This window comes from Ferrovibrio sp. GW821-FHT12E11, assembly GCF_058806975.1.
The window spans coordinates 2,361,244-2,376,704 of the sequence record NZ_JBXAQG010000001.1 but is presented as its reverse complement, the minus strand read 5'-3'; the positions used below and the strand labels follow the sequence as shown (position 1 = coordinate 2,376,704).

Here is a 15,461-nt window from a genome sequence, read left to right as displayed (position 1 = left end):
ACAGATGGTATCGTCGCCGCCCACGAATCAGGCGAGGAAACCCAGCATCATGTCCGCCAGGCATCTGTTCCCCACCGCTGTCGCCGGCAGCCTGCCCAAGCCGGCCTGGCTGGCCGAGACCCACAAGCTGTGGCCGCAGTGGAAAGCCGAGGGCAAGGACCTTGAAGATGCCAAGCGCGACGCGACGCTGCTGTGGATCAAGGCGCAGGAAGATGCCGGCCTGACCATCGTCGGCGACGGCGAGATGTCGCGCCAGCATTTCGTGCATGGCTTTGTCGAATGCGTGGATGGCATCGACCGCCAGAACAAGGTGGAGATGGCCATCCGCGACAACCGCTACAAGGCGATGGTGCCGCGCGTGGTCGGCAAGCTCACGCTGAAAGGCCGCGCGCATCCCTGGGAGGGCGCCTTCAGCCGCGCGCATACCAAGCGGCAGCTGAAATTCACCCTGCCCGGCCCGATGACCATCATCGACACGATTGCGGATGAGTATTACGGCGACCGCGTGAAGATGGCGATGGCCTTTGCCGAGCTGCTGAACCAGGAAGCAAAAGCCCTGGAAGCCGAGGGCGTCGATATCATCCAGTTCGACGAGCCGGCCTTCAACGCCTATACCAAACAGGCCGGCGAATGGGGCATCGAGGCGCTGCATCGCGCCATCGACGGCCTGAAATGCAAAACCGCCGTGCATATCTGCTACGGCTACGGCATCAAGGCGAATATCGACTGGAAGCAGTCTCTGGGCCAGGAATGGCGCCAGTATGAAGACTTCTTCCCGGCGCTGGCCAAGAGCCGGATCGACCAGGTGTCGCTGGAATGCTTCCACTCGAAAGTGCCGCCGCATCTGATGGCGCTGCTGGAGGGCAAGGAGGTGATGGTCGGCGTGATCGACGTGGCAAGCGACGCCATCGAGACGCCGCAGGAGATCGCCGACACCATCAAGACCGCGATGCAGTATGTGCCCAAGGACCGCATCATCCCCTGCACCAACTGCGGCCTCGCTCCGCTCGACTCGGCCGTGGCGCATGCCAAGCTGAAGGCGCTGGGCGAAGGCGCGGCGCTGGCCCGGGAACAGTTCGCCTAGGCTGCCGTTCTTTCTCCCGGTTTCCACAACAACCGGGATGCAGTCATGGACACGGCGACTCTGCTGGGCGCCGGCGCGGCACTTGCCTCGACGGTGAGCTTCGCGCCGCAGGCCTGGAAGGTGATCCGCTCGCGCCGCACGCAGGATATTTCCGGCGTGATGTATGGCCTGACAGTGACCGGCTTCGCGCTCTGGCTCGCCTATGGCATCACCCTGATGCAGTGGCCGCTGATCGTCTGCAACGGCATCTGCCTGCTGCTCTCGGGCTTCATCCTGACCATGAAACTGCTGCCGCAGCGGGCCAAGGACGAGGTGGCGGATACGGTGGACCCAGGGAAATAGCCGGATCGCTTCGCCAGCCTTCGTTTCACTTCGTTTGGCTTCCCTGGCCTTCGTTCGGCTTCGTTTCCATTCGTTTGGCTTCGTTTGCCTTCGTTTCGCTTCGCCGGCGTTCGGAGCGGTTCCGGATGGCTCAGGATCGTTCGCGACGTTGCGCCGAAGCCGCTCTCGACATGCAATAATATGCGCCCGGCCCGGCCGCTGTGGCAGCGGGGCTTTCGCACTGGATTCACGATGCAAAAGATCGACAGGGAAAACGGCGGAAAACCGGCTTACCCATTAAGAACATATAGAGTACATTAAATTCGCACTCTCCACAAGGCCGATTTAATATTGTATATCCCATATGGATATCCCTCTGATTCCGAGACAAGCCTATGGCCACGATCCGCACCCGGCTTTTCCTGTCCAACCGCAGCCAGGCGGTGCGCCTGGCCCGTGACGTGGCCTTTCCCGCCGATGTGCAGGAGGTGGCTGTGCTGAAAGACGGCGCGCGCCGCATCCTGGTGCCGGCCGACCGGCTGTGGGACGACTTTTTCGACGCCCCCGGCCTCGACCTGCCCGAGCGCGACCAGCCGGCCATCATGCAGCGCCGCGAGCCGCTCTGAGCGCGGACGACGGCAACGCCGGCTGAGCCCATGCTGCGCTACATGCTCGATACCGATATCTGCATCCGCGTGCTGCGCGACCGGCCCGCCAGCGCACGGCCGCGTTTCAATGCCGAGGCCGAAACGCTCTGCATCTCCACCGTGAGCCTGGGTGAATTGCTGCATGGCGCGGCGCGTTCGGCGCAGCCGGCAGAGACCCGCCGCATGGTGGAAAGTTTTGCCGCGCGACTGATAGTGCTGCCCTTCGATGCCGAGGCCGCCGGGCATTTCGGTGATATCCGCGCAACGCTGGAGCAGCGTGGCAGCGTGATCGGACCTTACGATTTGATGATCGCCGGCCATGCACGCAGCCGCGGCCTGATCGTGGTCACCGGAAACCAGCGCGAATTCGGGCGCGTGGATGGACTGCGGACGGAAGATTGGCTGGGATAGAAGTGAAGCAGAAAATGTTGCGCACCAGATTAAGCCGCAGCATCCTTTATATAAATCAGAGTTGCTCGCTTCAATTTTTAGAAATTAGAAAAGGGCACCGTTTCCGGCACCCTTTTGCATTTCAAAAAAATGGGATTCCCGGGTCAAGCCCGGGATGACAAGACTGGAAATTCCTACCGCTCCTGCGCGTCGAGTTGCGCCTCGCACTGGCCATAGCGCTGCGCCGCCATGCCGATATGGCGCAGCTCGGCATGCACGTAGGGCCACAGCACGATCAGGAAGGCGATGCTCACCGCGTCCAGCATCAGGATCGCCAGATCCTGCGCCGTCATCGGCTCGGACACCGTCGCCAGCGCCTGGAACAGCGCCATGCCAGTGGTGCCCGCAACGAAGATCAGCACGCCCACCAGATGCAGGCGGTAGGTGGAAAGCAGCAGGATCACCAGGGCCATCGCAAGCTGCAGCCCGGCCGCCACCACATCCTCCTCCAGTTTCAGACTGCTGAGCAGGGTGGCCACGCAGGCGCCAAGATAGAGCGCCACCGCCAGCAGGTTCAGGCCGAACCAGAAGACCGACAGCCGCCGCCCCAGCACAGTGACCAGCACGCCGGCCATCAGGCTGCTCAGCACCACGGCCCAGGCCACCCAGTGCCATGGTCCCATCATGCCCTGCCTGCTTTCATCGCGTGTGTCCCATCATGCGCCGCTGTCATCCCGCGCATTCAGAAGCGGTAACTGAGGAACAGGCCGGTGCTGAGCTGGTCGGCCGAACCGCGATCCTGAACCAGCGGGCTGTCGGCCGCGTCGCCGAGCAGGCGCTTGTAGCCGAGCCGCCCGGTGAGGCCCCAATGCTCGGTCAGGCTGTAATCCAGATCGAGCGTCAGGCCGGCATCCTTGAAGCCGCCCTCGGGCTGGTAGCGCCGCATGCCGCTGCGCGCGGATTGCGGCGCCGTCACGCCGAAGAAGGTTTCGGTATAGCTCTCGTCGGCCCAGGTGGCGAAAAGCTCACTGCGCAGGCGCAGCTTCGGGCTGAAGCTATAGGCATAGCCGCCACTGAGCTTCGCCGTCAGGCCATCATGGGCGCCGCTGACATCCTGAAACGCCGTGAGTCCGGCCGACCACGGCCCCATGCGATAGCTGATGAAGGCGCCCACTTCGGCGCCGGCATCGATATCGCCCATGCCGCGCAGGTCGTCGCTGTCGTCTTCATCGCGGCCCATCTGGTAACGGACCAGCGGACCGACCTGCAGCTTGTCGCTGTCGCGCGGGCCCTGCCAGGTGAAGGCGTTGGCGCCCAGCATCGGGCCGCGCAGGAACACCAGGTCTTTGTAATTGATCATGAGCAGCGGCACCGGCGCGACTTCATACTCGTCGCTGCCTTCGTATTCGGGCTGATACTGCGCACCGGCACCAAGGCGGATATCCCAGTCCTTCTTGACCGGCGGGGCCGGCTGCTGTTGTGCCGGCTGCTGCTGGGCCGTGGCCACGAATGGCAGCAGGAGAATGGCTGCGGCGGCAGCCAGGAAGGCGGTGTTTTTCATCGGGAGAGCGCTCTTTTTTTGACGGGTCCGGGGTGGTATGGCCGGCACCCTACCCGGCGGGCCGCCGGGGCCGGTGTCAGCCCCGTATCGTTATGTTTCAGAATGTTGCTGGCCCGGTGCCGGGCCGATTCGACCTGATATAGTGGCCGCCTGCCGGAGAGACGCGTGACCACGAGCCCCACCACCCACGTTCTGATTGTCGATGACGACCATCGCATTCGCGCCATGCTGGCGCGGTTTCTGACCGATCACGGGCTGAAGGTGAGCCAGGCCCGCGACGGCCGCGAGATGTTTGCGCTCTGCGAGGCGGCGCGCATCGACGTGATCGTGCTCGACATCATGATGCCGGGCGAGGACGGCCTGTCGCTGTGCCGCCGCATGCGCGCCCAGAGCACGGTGCCGATCATCCTGCTGACCGCGATGACCGGCGACACCGACCGCATCATCGGCCTGGAGATCGGCGCCGACGATTATGTGGTGAAGCCGTTCAATCCGCGCGAGCTGCTGGCGCGCATCCGCGCGGTGACGCGGCGCCTGAGCGCCGCCAGCATCAATGCCGAAACCCGCCCGGTGGCGATGGCCTATGAATTCGGCGGCTGGCAGCTCAATGCCAGCCGCCGCACCCTGATGTCGCCGGCCGGCGCCCTGACCGACCTGACCAGCGGCGAGTTCGACCTGCTGCTGGCTTTCCTGGAGCATCCGCAGCGCGTGCTGACCCGCGACCAACTGCTGGACCTGGCGCATGGCCGCATGAGCCAGTCCTACGACCGCAGCATCGATGTGCAGATCAGCCGGCTGCGCCGCAAGATCGAGGCCGATCCGCAGGACCCGGCCTTCATCAAGACCATCCGCAACGAAGGCTATTTCTTCACGGCGGTGGTGACCATGATTCGGGATGCGGCGGCGTGAGAATTCCGCTCTGGTCAAAGCTGCGGCTGGCGCCGCGCATCATCATCGTTATCCTGCTCAGCCTGCTGGCGGTGAAGGCGGTCGACAAGCTGATGCCGCTGGTGATCCGTCCGCCGGAGATCATGTTCTTCGACCGCGACTGGATGCTCGCCACCCTGCAGGAGTCGCGCGACCGCATCCGTGCGGCCAGCAGTGAGGCGCGGCCGGCCGTGCTGCAGGACCTGCCGGCACGGCAGTGGCTGGACATGACGCTGCTGGCGGCGCGGCCGGACTTCCGGCACATCTCGCGCGCCGGGGCGTTCGCCGAGATGAGGCTGCTGATCGCCGAACGGCTCAATATTGCGCCGCAGGACGTGTTGCTGATGGCGGATGAACTGGACGATCCGGAATATTCCTCGCGTCCGCTGGTCATCATCCTGCCGCCCCTGCCCGTCACCATGCGCGACGTCCTCGACGTGCGGCGCGAGAACATGCTGAGCAGCGACCTGCGCATCGCCTTCCGCATCGGACCACAGGAGGACTGGCTGCTGGTGATGCCGAAAAGCGACGGCCAGGAAACCGTGCGCATGATCCGCAACGTGCTGCTGCCGATCTTCGCGGTGATGATGATCGGGCTGATGTCGGTCTGGGTGGCACGCGGCGTGGTGCGGCCGCTGGACGACCTGGCGGCGGCGGCCGAGAAACTCGGCCGGGACCGCGAGATTCGGCTGGTCAAGGAGTTCAACGCGCCCGAGCTGCGCGCCATCGGCGGATCGTTCAATGCCATGCAGCTGCGGCTGAAGCGCTTCGTCGACGACAGGCTGCAGATGATCGCCGCAATCAGCCACGACCTGCGCACGCCGCTGACCCGGCTGCGGCTGTTCGCCGAATACCTGCCCGACCAGGACCAGCGCCGCCAGGTGCTGTCCGATATCAACGATATGGAAGCGATGGTGAGCGCCACGCTGACCTTTGCCAGCAACACGCTGAAGGACGAGGCGAAGAGCGCCATCGATCTGGCCGCCATGCTGATCAGCCTGTGCGATACGGCCTCCGATGCTGGCTGCGCCGTGAGCTACGACGGCCCCGATCATGCCGGCCTGACCGGCCAGCCGATCGCCATGCGCCGTGCCTTTGCCAACCTGATCGACAACGGCTGCAAGTTCGGCAGCATCGTGCAGGTGCGGCTGCGCGAGACGCCCGATGGCGTCACCGTCACCGTTGCCGATGACGGGCCGGGCATTCCGGCCGACCAGCGCGAGGCCGCCTTCCGGCCGTTCACCCGGCTGGAAAGCTCGCGCAACCGCGAGACCGGCGGCACCGGGCTGGGACTGACCATCGCGCAGGATGTGATCCAGGCCCATCGCGGCCGCATCGAACTGGGCGATGCCGAAGCCGGTGGCCTGCTGGTGACGGTGGTGCTGCCGCACCACGCGTAAAAAATAGCGACGCGGCGCTCAGGCCGCCTGCTCTTCCGTCCGCTGCAGGCCCACCGGCAGCAGCACTTCCACGGTAGTGCCCTTGCCGGGCTCGCTGGTGATCTGCAGGCTGCCACCCTGGATCTCGGCGAACTTGCGCGAGATCGGCAGGCCGAGGCCGGTGCCTTCAAAGCGTTTCGACAGCGCATTGCTGATCTGGCGGAAGGGCTGGAAGGCCAACTGGATTTCGGCGGGCGTCATGCCGATACCCGTATCGGATACCGCAATGCGCAGGTGACCGGCCATATCGCGGCGGGCGCTGAGCGTCACAGTCCCGCCCTGCGCCGTGAACTTCACGGCATTCGACAGCAGGTTAAGCACGATCTGCTTGGTCTTGGTCGCATCGAGCGTGCCCATGCGGCCGCCTGCCATGTCGAAATCCGACATGAGCGTCACGCCGGTTTTCTCGGCGCGACAGATGGTCAGACGCAGGCTATCGCTCAGAATATCCTGCAGGTCGCAGTATTCGGCATAGAGATTCTGCTGTCCGGCCTCGATCTTGGCGAGATCCAGGATATCGCTGATGACGCCCAGCAGATGCTGGCCGCTGCTGCTGATGTCTTCCGCGTAAGCCTTGTAGCGTTCGCTGAGCGGTCCCATCAGCTGCGTTCGCATGATGTCGGAAAAGCCGATGATGGCATTCAGCGGCGTGCGCAGCTCATGACTCATATTGGCCAGGAATTCCGATTTGCTGTGGCTGGCGCTTTCAGCCTTGCGCCGTTCGTCTTCGGCCACGCGCAGGGCGTCCTGGGTCAGATGATACTGTTCCTTCAGGTCTTCCGCGGCCTTGCGCAGCGCGCTGGTCGCCATATGCACGCAGGCATAGGCCGAAACACCCAGCATGCCGCCCAGCAGGGAGAGGATCAGAACGCGTTCGAGCAGGGGGCGCAGGCTTTGCGCCACCACCACACTGCCCACCACCCGCGGCCCGGCGATGATCGGCGCGGAAACATCAAGGATCGGCCAGGGCGGCAGCTCGCCGATGGCAACGACCTCGGCCCCGAGATCGTCGTAGACATACTGGCGGGTGTCGCCATCGGGAGCAGCGAAGAGTTCGACGATCTCACCGACGCGATGATTGCTGTAGCGCCAGGTATCACCCTGGACATAGGCATAGAGCGCGACCTGGCGGGCCGAGAAGCGCGCCGACAGCGCCTGGATGGCGATCTGATCGAAATAGGCAATCGTGCCATAACCGGCGGGCACCGCGATGGCGACCAGCACGCCGACCCAGATGGCGATGCGGCGCAGGATGCGCCGGATGCGGTCTGTTCCGGTTTCAGCCATACGACATCACGGCGATGGTTCGGCGCCATTGGCACGTACGACGGCCTGGCCGGCCGGCGTCGCGATATAGTTGGCCATGATGAGCGTTGCCGGCGTGGCGGTCTGCAACACCAGCAGGCAGACCGACAGCGGCAGGGGATAGGAGCGGTCTGCAATCGACTGCGGCGCCGGCAGAACGCCATCGAGCGCCACCGGCGTCAGGTTCAGCTTTTCGGCGCGGACCTGGAGCAGCGTGGTGATGGCCAGCGAGCCGGCCGTCTTCTGGGCAAATTCGGCATTCTCCTGATCGGTCGCGCCGACCGGAATGCCGCTGCGCCGGAAGGCGGCGGCAAAGGCCGGTTCCAGCGCGGGGATGGCCTTCACCAGATAGGGATTCTCCGAACCGGTGCGCGAGCGCAGGATCACCTTCAGTGGCTGGCCATCGGGCCAGCGTGGATCGGCGGCGCTGTAAATCGCGGGCAGTTCATCGCGGGTCAGACTGAAGGTTCCGCTGCGCGAAGTGGCGAAAATCAGCGCCGTGGTCATGCAGGCGGCGGTGCGGATGCCGGCGGCGTTTTCGTCCGGCGTCGCCTGGCGGGTCGCAATCGCAACCTCGATGGCGCCGGCAGCCAGCGCCTTCAGGCCGCCCGTAGTGCCGAGACTGGGAAGCACCTCGGCCTGGATGGAGGGATACGCGCGCTCGACCTGTTCGCCGACAACGCGCATCAGCGCCAGACCCATGCCGGTGCCGCCGATGCGGATCGTGTCGGTGGCACGCGCCGGGGCTGCCGCCAGAAGGGCGGACATCAGCAGCAGGAAAAGACGAAAGGACGGGGCGCTAAGCATCGGAATGTTTGCTCGCTGTAATCGGCTGCCGTGTTAGTAGCAGTGAAAACCGCGCGTTTCCGCTTACTTTTCAATAACAACCCCCGCGATCATCGCCGGGCGCGGCAAATCGCGGAAATCAAGCGCCCCATACCATCACATCTGGAGGGTTTTTGCCCGGCCTGCCTGTATCGGCGGACAGGTCCGGCACGCTCCGGGGATCGGCGCGCCAAAGGATTGCAGGCGACGCCGCAGCGCACGGCGTCGCCTGGATACGAGCGGGTCTTACTTGGGCTGAGGCACGATGCGCAGGTAAGGCTTCGGCGCCTTCCAGCCGTCGGGGTATTTCGCCTTGGCGTCGTCGTCGCTGACCGAGCCGGCGATGATGACATCCTCACCCGGCTTCCAGTCGGCCGGTGTCGCCACCTTGTGCTTCGCCGTGAGCTGCATGCTGTCGATCATGCGCAGGATCTCGTCGAAGTTGCGGCCCGTGGTCATCGGGTAATGCAGCTGCGCCTTGATGGTCTTGTCGGGCCCGACGATATAGACCGTGCGCACGGTGGCATTGTCGGCCGCCGTGCGGCCCTTCGCGCTGTCGCCGGATTCTTCGGGCAGCATGTTGTAGAGCTTGGCGACTTTCAGGTCGTGATCGGCGATCAGCGGATAGTCCGGCAGGAAGCCGGTGACATCCTTGATGTCGCCGACCCAGCGCTTGTGATCGTCGACCGGATCGATGCTGAGGCCGGCCACCTTCACATTGCGCTTGTCGAATTCGGGCTTCAGCTTGGCCACGGCGCCGAGCTCGGTGGTGCAGACCGGGGTGAAGTCCTTCGGGTGGCTGAACAGGATGCCCCAGCCGTCGCCGATGAAGTCGTGGAATTTCAGCTTGCCGATGGTGCTGTCAGCCTCGAAATCGGGTGCCTTGCTGCCGATGCGCAGACTCATGGGGATTCCCTCCGGGTTTCTGGAAAGGACCTAAGCTAGGGCAGAGACCCGCCGCTGAAAACCGAAGAATTTTTGTCAGTCCGGCGGAGGATTTTATGCGCGCATCGTTTATGCGAATTTTCGCTCCAGCCAGAGCGCGAAACCAACCGCCAGCGCACTCATCACCGCGCCCCAGGCCATATCGACCACGGTGACGCTGAGCGGCCAGCCGCGCGTGGTGGCCTGGTTGGTCAGGTCATAGGCGCCATAGGCGACGAGGCCGAAAAAGGCGCCGTAGAGCATGGCCTGCGGCAGCGGGTCGCCATCCTGCAGCGCCGGCCGCAGCACGAAGACCAGCAGGCCCAGGCCGTAAAGCACATAGAAAGCGATGGCGGCCCACCAGACCGGCGTGTCGTTCAGCAGGCTACCGAGCCGGGGCCGGTAGAACAGCTTCGTCGCCAGACCGAGCCAGAACGCATCCAGCACGGCCATGGCGGCCCACATCCCGGCGGCGGCGATGACCAGCGATTTCGACATGGGCGGACTCCTCAGGCTGCGCTGCCCATGATGTAGACCGAATGGCCAATAGAAAAGGCCCGGTGTTTCCACCGGGCCTTTCCCAACTCTGCGAGCAGAGAGCGTCGGACTTAGAAGTCCATGCCGCCCATGCCGCCCATACCGCCCATGCCGCCGCCGCCCGGCATGCCGCCGCCGGCCGACTTCGGCTCCGGCTTGTCGGCAACCATGGCCTCGGTGGTGATCAGCAGGCCGGCCACCGAAGCAGCACCCTGCAGCGCGACGCGCACGACCTTCGTCGGGTCGATGACGCCGGCCTTCACCAGGTCGGTATACTCTTCGGTCTGGGCGTTGAAGCCCCAGCTGGTGTCCTTGGACTCCAGCAGCTTGCCGGCCACCACGGCGCCGTCAACGCCGGCATTCTCGGCGATCTGACGGACCGGAGCCTGCAGGGCGCGGCGGATGATTTCCACGCCATGCTTCTGGTCGGCATTGTCGACCTTGACCTTGTCGATGGCGCGGACCGAGTACAGCAGCGCAGTGCCGCCGCCCGGAACGATACCTTCTTCAACCGCGGCGCGGGTCGCATGCAGCGCGTCGTCAACGCGATCCTTGCGCTCCTTCACCTCGATCTCGGTGGCGCCGCCGACCTTGATGACGGCCACGCCGCCAGCCAGCTTGGCCAGACGCTCCTGCAGCTTCTCACGGTCGTAGTCCGAGGTGGTTTCCTCGATCTGCGCCTTGATCTGGCCAACGCGGGCGTCGATGTCCTTCTTCTTGCCGGCGCCGCCGACAACGGTGGTGTTTTCCTTGTCGATGGTCACCTTCTTGGCGGTGCCGAGCATGGCGAGCGTGACGCTCTCCAGCTTGATGCCGAGATCTTCCGAGATCAGCTGACCGCCGGTCAGGATCGCGAGGTCTTCCAGCATCGCCTTGCGACGATCGCCGAAGCCCGGCGCCTTGACGGCCGAGACCTTCAGGCCACCGCGCAGCTTGTTCACCACCAGAGTCGCCAGGGCTTCGCCCTCGACGTCTTCGGCAATGATCAGCAGCGGACGGCCGGTCTGCACGACGGCTTCCAGCACCGGCAGCATCGCCTGCAGGCCCGACAGCTTCTTCTCATGCAGGAGGATGAAGGGGTTCTCCATCTCGCAGAGCATCTTCTCGGCATTGGTGATGAAGTACGGCGACAGGTAGCCGCGATCGAACTGCATGCCCTCGACGACGTCCAGTTCGGTCTCCAGGCTCTTCGCCTCTTCAACCGTGATGACGCCCTCGTTGCCGACCTTTTCCATGGCCTTGGCAATCATGTTGCCGATTTCATGGTCGCCGTTGGCCGAGATGGTGCCGACCTGGGCGATTTCCTTGGCGCCCGAGATCTTCTTCGAGCGGGTCTTGAGGTCTTCGACGATCTTCTCGACGGCGAGGTCGATGCCGCGCTTCAGATCCATCGGGTTCATGCCGGCGGCAACGGCCTTGGAGCCTTCGCGCACGATGGCCTGGGCCAGCACGGTGGCGGTGGTGGTGCCGTCGCCGGCCTGGTCATTCGCCTTCGAGGCCACTTCGCGCACCATCTGGGCGCCCATGTTCTCGAACTTGTCAGCCAGCTCGATTTCCTTCGCAACCGTCACACCGTCCTTGGTGATGCGCGGCGCGCCGAACGACTTGTCGAGCACGACGTTGCGGCCCTTCGGGCCCAGCGTCACCTTGACGGCATCGGCGAGGATGTCGACGCCACGCAGCATCTTGCCACGGGCATCGGCGCCAAAACGAACGTCTTTAGCAGCCATGAGACTATCTCCTTAAATCTTTTGAATGGGGGCGCTGATTAAGCGGCCTTGGACTTCTTGGCGGGGGTGCCTTCGATGATGCCCATGATGTCGGATTCCTTCATGATCAGGAGATCCGTGCCATCGAGCTTCACCTCGGTGCCCGACCACTTGCCGAACAGCACGCGGTCGCCGACCTTGACGTCGAGCGGCTGGACCTTGCCAGCCTCATCGCGGGCGCCGGCGCCGACGGCGATGATCTCGCCCTGCATCGGCTTTTCCTTGGCGCTGTCCGGAATGATGATGCCGCCAGCCGAACGCTCTTCCTCGGCCACGCGCTTTACCACCACGCGGTCATGCAGCGGACGAAACTTCATGCGATCCTCCATATGTATCTGTCGCATCGAAAAATTCGGAAACCCAGAAATTCGCCGTTTTCCGGCAAAATCTCAAAGTTGTTAGCACTCCCCTCGGGAGAGCGCCAGACACTTAAGCAGGGCATTGCCCCCCGTCAAGGAGGCATGCCCGATTTTCGCCATAAATTTTCATGACAGCCGGATCCCCGCGCCGGGCGAAGGCCCCGGCGCGGGAGCAGAGGCTACGACGCCTTCAGCAGGTTGAGCGCGGGCAGCGGGCCGCCGGGGAACTGCATCAGCGCGGCGCCCCGGGCCAGAGGACCGAGATCGACGGGCGCGAAGCCGAGCCGCTCGGCCAGCGCCGATACTTCGGTTCGCGCCGCCGCATCGTCACCCGAGAGAAAGACCACGCGGTTGCCGCTGCTCTCCCGCGGGTCGCGCGCCAGCAGCGCCGCCGGCAGGGTGTTAAAGGCCTTCACCAGACGCGCGCCCGGCAGCAGACCGGCCAGCACGGCGCTGGAAGTGCGGCCATCCAGGTCGGCGAGCTGGAAGCCAGGCTGCACCACCGGATTGTTGCTGTCGATCACGATGCGGCCATTCCAGTCCGGCAGGCCGGCCAGCGCGGCCGGCAGCTGTGCCCAGTTCACCGAGATGAAGACGATCGCGGCGGAAGCCGCCTGCTGCACGGTGCCGGCGCGAACCGTGGGGCCGAGCGCGGCTACTGTGTCGCGCAAGGAGTCCGGGCCGCGGCTGTTGCTGAGGATGGCGTCGATCTTCGCCGCCGCCAGTCGTGTGGCGAAAGCCTGTCCGATGGCGCCGGCGCCGATGATGCCGATGGTGCTGTTGCTGATGCTCTTGGTCATGACACGATCTCCGTTCCGTTCAGGATTTACGCGGCGAAACCGCCATCGATGCGCAGATTGGCGCCGGTGATGTAGCTGGCGTCCGGGCCGGCGAGATAGGCCACGAAGCCGGCAATCTCATCGGGTGCCGCGTAGCGCTGCAGCGCCGTGAGGCCGCGCACGGTCTCGGCAAACGGGCCCGAGGCGGGATTCATGTCGGTATCGGTGGGGCCCGGCAGCACATTGTTCACCGTGATGCCGCGCGGACCGAGATCGCGTGCCATCGCCTGGGTCATGCCGGCCACCGCGCCCTTGGTCAGCGCATAGACCGAGATGCCGGCATAGGGGACATATTCGCTGTGGATGCTGCCGATGTTGATGATGCGGCCGCCCTGCTGCATGTGGCGCGAGGCTTCCTGCGCGGCGACGAAGGCACCCTTGATATTGACCGCGACCAAGCGGTCGAAATCGGCGAGCGGGATTTCGCCAGTGACGCCCTGCGCCGCCGTGCCGGCATTGTTGACCAGGATGTCGAGCCGGCCGAAGACGGCGGCGGTTTCATCGACCGCCGCCTTCACCGCAGCGGCATCGCCGGCATCGGCCCGGATGGCGCGGGCCTTGCCGCCGACCGCGGCGATCATCTGCACGACCTCTTCGGCCTTCTGCGGCGAGGCGCTGTAGGTGACGGCGACCGCCGCACCTTCGGCGGCGAGACGCCTGGCGATGGCGGCGCCGATGCTGCGCGAGCCGCCGGTGACCAGGGCGACCTTGCCGGTCAGGGTTTGGGGGGAGGAAGGCTGGGTGGACATGATGCATGCTCCGTAGGTGGATGGTGGTGACGGAGCAGAGGGTAGGCGCACAACTCCCTTTGAATTAGCCGGTAATTATGTACATTACTTTCAAGTATTACTTGAAAGTGTGTTGCCATGGAAACCTTGGCCAATCTGGAATCCTTTGTGCGTAGTGCGGAACTCGGCAGTTTTTCTGCCGCCGCGCGTCGCCTGGGCCTGACGCCGGCCGCTGTCAGCCGCAATGTCGGCACCCTGGAAGCCAATCTGGGTGTGCGGCTGTTCCAGCGCAGCACGCGCCGGCTGACCCTGACCGAGTCCGGCGAGCGCTTTCTGCAATCGGTGCGCGGCGGGCTGGACAGCATCCAGGCGGCGATTGCCGGAGTCAGCGCCGAAACGGCGCAGCCGGCCGGCCTGCTGAAGGTGAGTCTGGCGCCAGGCTTCGGCGCCGATTACATCCTGCCGCTGCTGCCCGGCTTCCGCGCGCGCTATCCGCTGGTGACGCCGGAGTGGCAGTTCGAGAACCGCGCGGTGGATCTGATCGCGGAAGGATACGATGCGGCCATCGGTGGCGGCTTCGCGCTGACGCCGGGCATCGTGGCGCGCGAACTGGCGCGCGCGCATATCGTCGCCGTCGCCGCGCCGGCCTATCTCGCCGGCCGCAGTCTGCCGCAGACGCCGGCCGATCTTGCCGCCTGCGATGGCATCGCCATGCGCTCGGTGCAGACCGGCCGATTGCGCAGCTGGGTGATGCGGGACAGCAAAGGCCGCGAAGCCGAGCCGCAGATGAACACCGCCGTCATCCTGAGCGATCCATCCTCCATGTGCCGCGCCGCCCTGCTGGGCCTGGGCGTGGCGATGCTGGCCATTCCGGATGTGCTGCCGCATCTGGAACGCGGCACGCTGGTACGGCTGCTGCCCGACTGGCATGCCGATGTGGGTCCGATCTCGCTCTACTATGCCAGCAAGACGCTGCTGCCGGCCAAGACCCGCGCCTTTGTCGATTTCGTCATCGAGCAGTTCCGCCGCCAGGACCTGGCTCAAAGATTCTCTGCCCGCTGACGCGCGCGGGCGGTTCTCCGCATGCCGACACGCATGCTAGGCTGCCCGCTTACCGCACAGAGGTTCCCATGATCACCGTCCATCACCTGAACAACTCCCGTTCGCAGCGCGTGCTCTGGCTGCTGGAGGAACTGGGCCTGCCCTACCAGGTGGTGCGCTACGAGCGCGGCCCTGACATGCGCGCGCCGGCGGCGCTGCGGCAGATCCATCCGCTCGGCAAGTCGCCGGTGATTTCCGATGGCGACATCACCATCGCCGAGACCGGCGCCATCGTCGAATACCTGATCGAGACCTACGGTCAGGGTAGACTGATCCCGGCGCCGGCCACGGCGGAGAAGCGCCGCTATACCTACTGGCTGCATTATGCCGAAGGTTCGGCCATGCCGCTGCTGCTGCTCAAGCTGATCTTTCTGCGCCTGCCGAAAAACGTGCCGGGCCTGATCCGGCCGATCATCAAGATGGTGGCGGGCAAGGCGCAGGCGACGCTGATCGACCCGCAGCTCGCCCAGCATATGCGCTACTGGTGCGACGAATTGACGAAGAACGGCGGCTGGTTCGCCGGGCCGGACTTCAGCGCCGCCGATATCATGATGAGCTTCCCGCTGGAGGCGACCGCCTCCCGCGTCGGCCTCGATGACACTTACGTGCCGATCCGCGACTTCCTCAACCGCATCCACGCGCGGCCGGCCTATCAGGCTGCGTTGAAAACCGGCGGTCCCTACGAACTGTTGAAATAAGGCCTTT

General features: G+C 64.9%; 17 protein-coding genes and 1 pseudogene. 8 read left to right on the top strand and 10 right to left on the bottom strand.

Annotated elements, in window-relative coordinates:
- The first annotated feature begins 49 nt into the window (after positions 1–49).
- From AC1ROT_RS11930 to vapC, 4 genes are all read left to right on the top strand, one after another.
- Positions 50–1,084, top strand: a complete 1,035-nt coding sequence (locus tag AC1ROT_RS11930; RefSeq protein WP_492973562.1) for a methionine synthase — start codon at positions 50–52, stop codon at positions 1,082–1,084.
- A 45-nt stretch (positions 1,085–1,129) separates the two neighbouring features.
- On the top strand, positions 1,130–1,426 hold the full coding sequence (locus tag AC1ROT_RS11925) for a SemiSWEET family sugar transporter (protein WP_492999216.1): 297 nt from the start codon (positions 1,130–1,132) through the stop codon (positions 1,424–1,426).
- A 374-nt stretch (positions 1,427–1,800) separates the two neighbouring features.
- Positions 1,801–2,031, top strand: coding sequence for a type II toxin-antitoxin system VapB family antitoxin (vapB, locus tag AC1ROT_RS11920; protein WP_492973564.1), 231 nt, complete (start codon positions 1,801–1,803; stop codon positions 2,029–2,031).
- Between the two features lie 30 nt (positions 2,032–2,061).
- Positions 2,062–2,463: a type II toxin-antitoxin system tRNA(fMet)-specific endonuclease VapC gene (vapC, locus tag AC1ROT_RS11915; RefSeq protein WP_492999214.1), complete on the top strand. Its 402-nt coding sequence runs from the start codon at positions 2,062–2,064 to the stop codon at positions 2,461–2,463.
- A gap of 173 nt (positions 2,464–2,636) precedes the next feature.
- Here vapC and AC1ROT_RS11910 read toward each other — a convergent pair whose 3' ends face one another.
- Together AC1ROT_RS11910 and AC1ROT_RS11905 are read right to left on the bottom strand one after the other, a co-directional pair.
- Positions 2,637–3,128, bottom strand: coding sequence for a hypothetical protein (locus AC1ROT_RS11910; RefSeq protein WP_492973566.1), 492 nt, complete (start codon positions 3,126–3,128; stop codon positions 2,637–2,639).
- Positions 3,129–3,184: 56 nt separating this feature from the next.
- The gene (locus AC1ROT_RS11905) at positions 3,185–4,003 is read right to left on the bottom strand and encodes a MipA/OmpV family protein (protein WP_492999213.1); all 819 of its coding nucleotides are present in this window, start codon (positions 4,001–4,003) and stop codon (positions 3,185–3,187) included.
- 165 nt (positions 4,004–4,168) lie between these two features.
- Here AC1ROT_RS11905 and AC1ROT_RS11900 point away from each other — a divergent pair, with 165 nt between their 5' ends.
- Complete coding sequence (locus AC1ROT_RS11900) at positions 4,169–4,912, top strand: response regulator (protein WP_492973568.1); 744 nt, start codon at positions 4,169–4,171, stop codon at positions 4,910–4,912.
- Positions 4,909–6,330 carry an ATP-binding protein gene (locus tag AC1ROT_RS11895; protein WP_492999212.1) on the top strand — a complete coding sequence of 474 codons (1,422 nt, stop codon included), beginning with the start codon at positions 4,909–4,911 and terminating at the stop codon, positions 6,328–6,330. Before AC1ROT_RS11900 ends, AC1ROT_RS11895 begins: the two co-directional genes overlap by 4 nt.
- Before the next feature lie 18 nt (positions 6,331–6,348).
- On the opposite strand, the gene AC1ROT_RS11890 is transcribed toward AC1ROT_RS11895, so the two are convergent.
- The 8 genes and pseudogenes from AC1ROT_RS11890 to AC1ROT_RS11855 form a co-directional block, all read right to left on the bottom strand.
- Complete coding sequence (locus AC1ROT_RS11890) at positions 6,349–7,656, bottom strand: sensor histidine kinase (protein WP_492999210.1); 1,308 nt, start codon at positions 7,654–7,656, stop codon at positions 6,349–6,351.
- 6 nt (positions 7,657–7,662) lie between these two features.
- Positions 7,663–8,481: a PstS family phosphate ABC transporter substrate-binding protein gene (locus AC1ROT_RS11885; protein ID WP_492999208.1), complete on the bottom strand. Its 819-nt coding sequence runs from the start codon at positions 8,479–8,481 to the stop codon at positions 7,663–7,665.
- Between the two features lie 264 nt (positions 8,482–8,745).
- The gene (locus AC1ROT_RS11880) at positions 8,746–9,405 is read right to left on the bottom strand and encodes a peroxiredoxin (protein WP_492999206.1); all 660 of its coding nucleotides are present in this window, start codon (positions 9,403–9,405) and stop codon (positions 8,746–8,748) included.
- Positions 9,406–9,513: 108 nt separating this feature from the next.
- Positions 9,514–9,921, bottom strand: coding sequence for a DUF2177 family protein (locus AC1ROT_RS11875; protein WP_492973573.1), 408 nt, complete (start codon positions 9,919–9,921; stop codon positions 9,514–9,516).
- A gap of 110 nt (positions 9,922–10,031) precedes the next feature.
- Positions 10,032–11,690 carry a chaperonin GroEL gene (gene groL / locus AC1ROT_RS11870; RefSeq protein ID WP_492973574.1) on the bottom strand — a complete coding sequence of 553 codons (1,659 nt, stop codon included), beginning with the start codon at positions 11,688–11,690 and terminating at the stop codon, positions 10,032–10,034.
- Between the two features lie 38 nt (positions 11,691–11,728).
- On the bottom strand, positions 11,729–12,046 hold the full coding sequence (locus AC1ROT_RS11865) for a co-chaperone GroES (protein ID WP_492973575.1): 318 nt from the start codon (positions 12,044–12,046) through the stop codon (positions 11,729–11,731).
- A gap of 221 nt (positions 12,047–12,267) precedes the next feature.
- Positions 12,268–12,900: pseudogene (locus AC1ROT_RS11860) on the bottom strand (NADPH-dependent F420 reductase); the annotation flags it as partial.
- 14 nt (positions 12,901–12,914) lie between these two features.
- A complete protein-coding gene (locus AC1ROT_RS11855) occupies positions 12,915–13,676 on the bottom strand; it encodes a 3-oxoacyl-ACP reductase family protein (protein WP_492999205.1) in 762 nt (253 codons plus the stop codon).
- A 117-nt stretch (positions 13,677–13,793) separates the two neighbouring features.
- Between AC1ROT_RS11855 and AC1ROT_RS11850 the strand changes: the two genes are divergently transcribed.
- Complete coding sequence (locus tag AC1ROT_RS11850) at positions 13,794–14,717, top strand: LysR family transcriptional regulator (RefSeq protein WP_492999203.1); 924 nt, start codon at positions 13,794–13,796, stop codon at positions 14,715–14,717.
- A gap of 68 nt (positions 14,718–14,785) precedes the next feature.
- On the top strand, positions 14,786–15,454 hold the full coding sequence (locus AC1ROT_RS11845) for a glutathione S-transferase family protein (RefSeq protein ID WP_492999201.1): 669 nt from the start codon (positions 14,786–14,788) through the stop codon (positions 15,452–15,454).
- The last annotated feature ends 7 nt before the right edge of the window (positions 15,455–15,461 follow it).

Excerpts from the sequence above, each read along its gene's own strand:
- AC1ROT_RS11905 (WP_492999213.1), bottom strand. The coding sequence starts at position 4,003 with ATGAAAAACACCGCCTTCCTGGCTGCCGCCGCAGCCATTCTCCTGCTG.
- AC1ROT_RS11875 (WP_492973573.1), bottom strand. The coding sequence starts at position 9,921 with ATGTCGAAATCGCTGGTCATCGCCGCCGCCGGGATGTGGGCCGCCATG.
- AC1ROT_RS11845 (WP_492999201.1), top strand. The coding sequence starts at position 14,786 with ATGATCACCGTCCATCACCTGAACAACTCCCGTTCGCAGCGCGTGCTC.
- AC1ROT_RS11890 (WP_492999210.1), bottom strand. The coding sequence starts at position 7,656 with ATGGCTGAAACCGGAACAGACCGCATCCGGCGCATCCTGCGCCGCATC.
- groL (WP_492973574.1), bottom strand. The coding sequence starts at position 11,690 with ATGGCTGCTAAAGACGTTCGTTTTGGCGCCGATGCCCGTGGCAAGATG.
- AC1ROT_RS11880 (WP_492999206.1), bottom strand. The coding sequence starts at position 9,405 with ATGAGTCTGCGCATCGGCAGCAAGGCACCCGATTTCGAGGCTGACAGC.
- AC1ROT_RS11855 (WP_492999205.1), bottom strand. The coding sequence starts at position 13,676 with ATGTCCACCCAGCCTTCCTCCCCCCAAACCCTGACCGGCAAGGTCGCC.
- AC1ROT_RS11930 (WP_492973562.1), top strand. The coding sequence starts at position 50 with ATGTCCGCCAGGCATCTGTTCCCCACCGCTGTCGCCGGCAGCCTGCCC.
- AC1ROT_RS11850 (WP_492999203.1), top strand. The coding sequence starts at position 13,794 with ATGGAAACCTTGGCCAATCTGGAATCCTTTGTGCGTAGTGCGGAACTC.
- vapB (WP_492973564.1), top strand. The coding sequence starts at position 1,801 with ATGGCCACGATCCGCACCCGGCTTTTCCTGTCCAACCGCAGCCAGGCG.
- AC1ROT_RS11910 (WP_492973566.1), bottom strand. The coding sequence starts at position 3,128 with ATGATGGGACCATGGCACTGGGTGGCCTGGGCCGTGGTGCTGAGCAGC.
- AC1ROT_RS11925 (WP_492999216.1), top strand. The coding sequence starts at position 1,130 with ATGGACACGGCGACTCTGCTGGGCGCCGGCGCGGCACTTGCCTCGACG.
- AC1ROT_RS11865 (WP_492973575.1), bottom strand. The coding sequence starts at position 12,046 with ATGAAGTTTCGTCCGCTGCATGACCGCGTGGTGGTAAAGCGCGTGGCC.
- vapC (WP_492999214.1), top strand. The coding sequence starts at position 2,062 with ATGCTGCGCTACATGCTCGATACCGATATCTGCATCCGCGTGCTGCGC.
- AC1ROT_RS11885 (WP_492999208.1), bottom strand. The coding sequence starts at position 8,481 with ATGCTTAGCGCCCCGTCCTTTCGTCTTTTCCTGCTGCTGATGTCCGCC.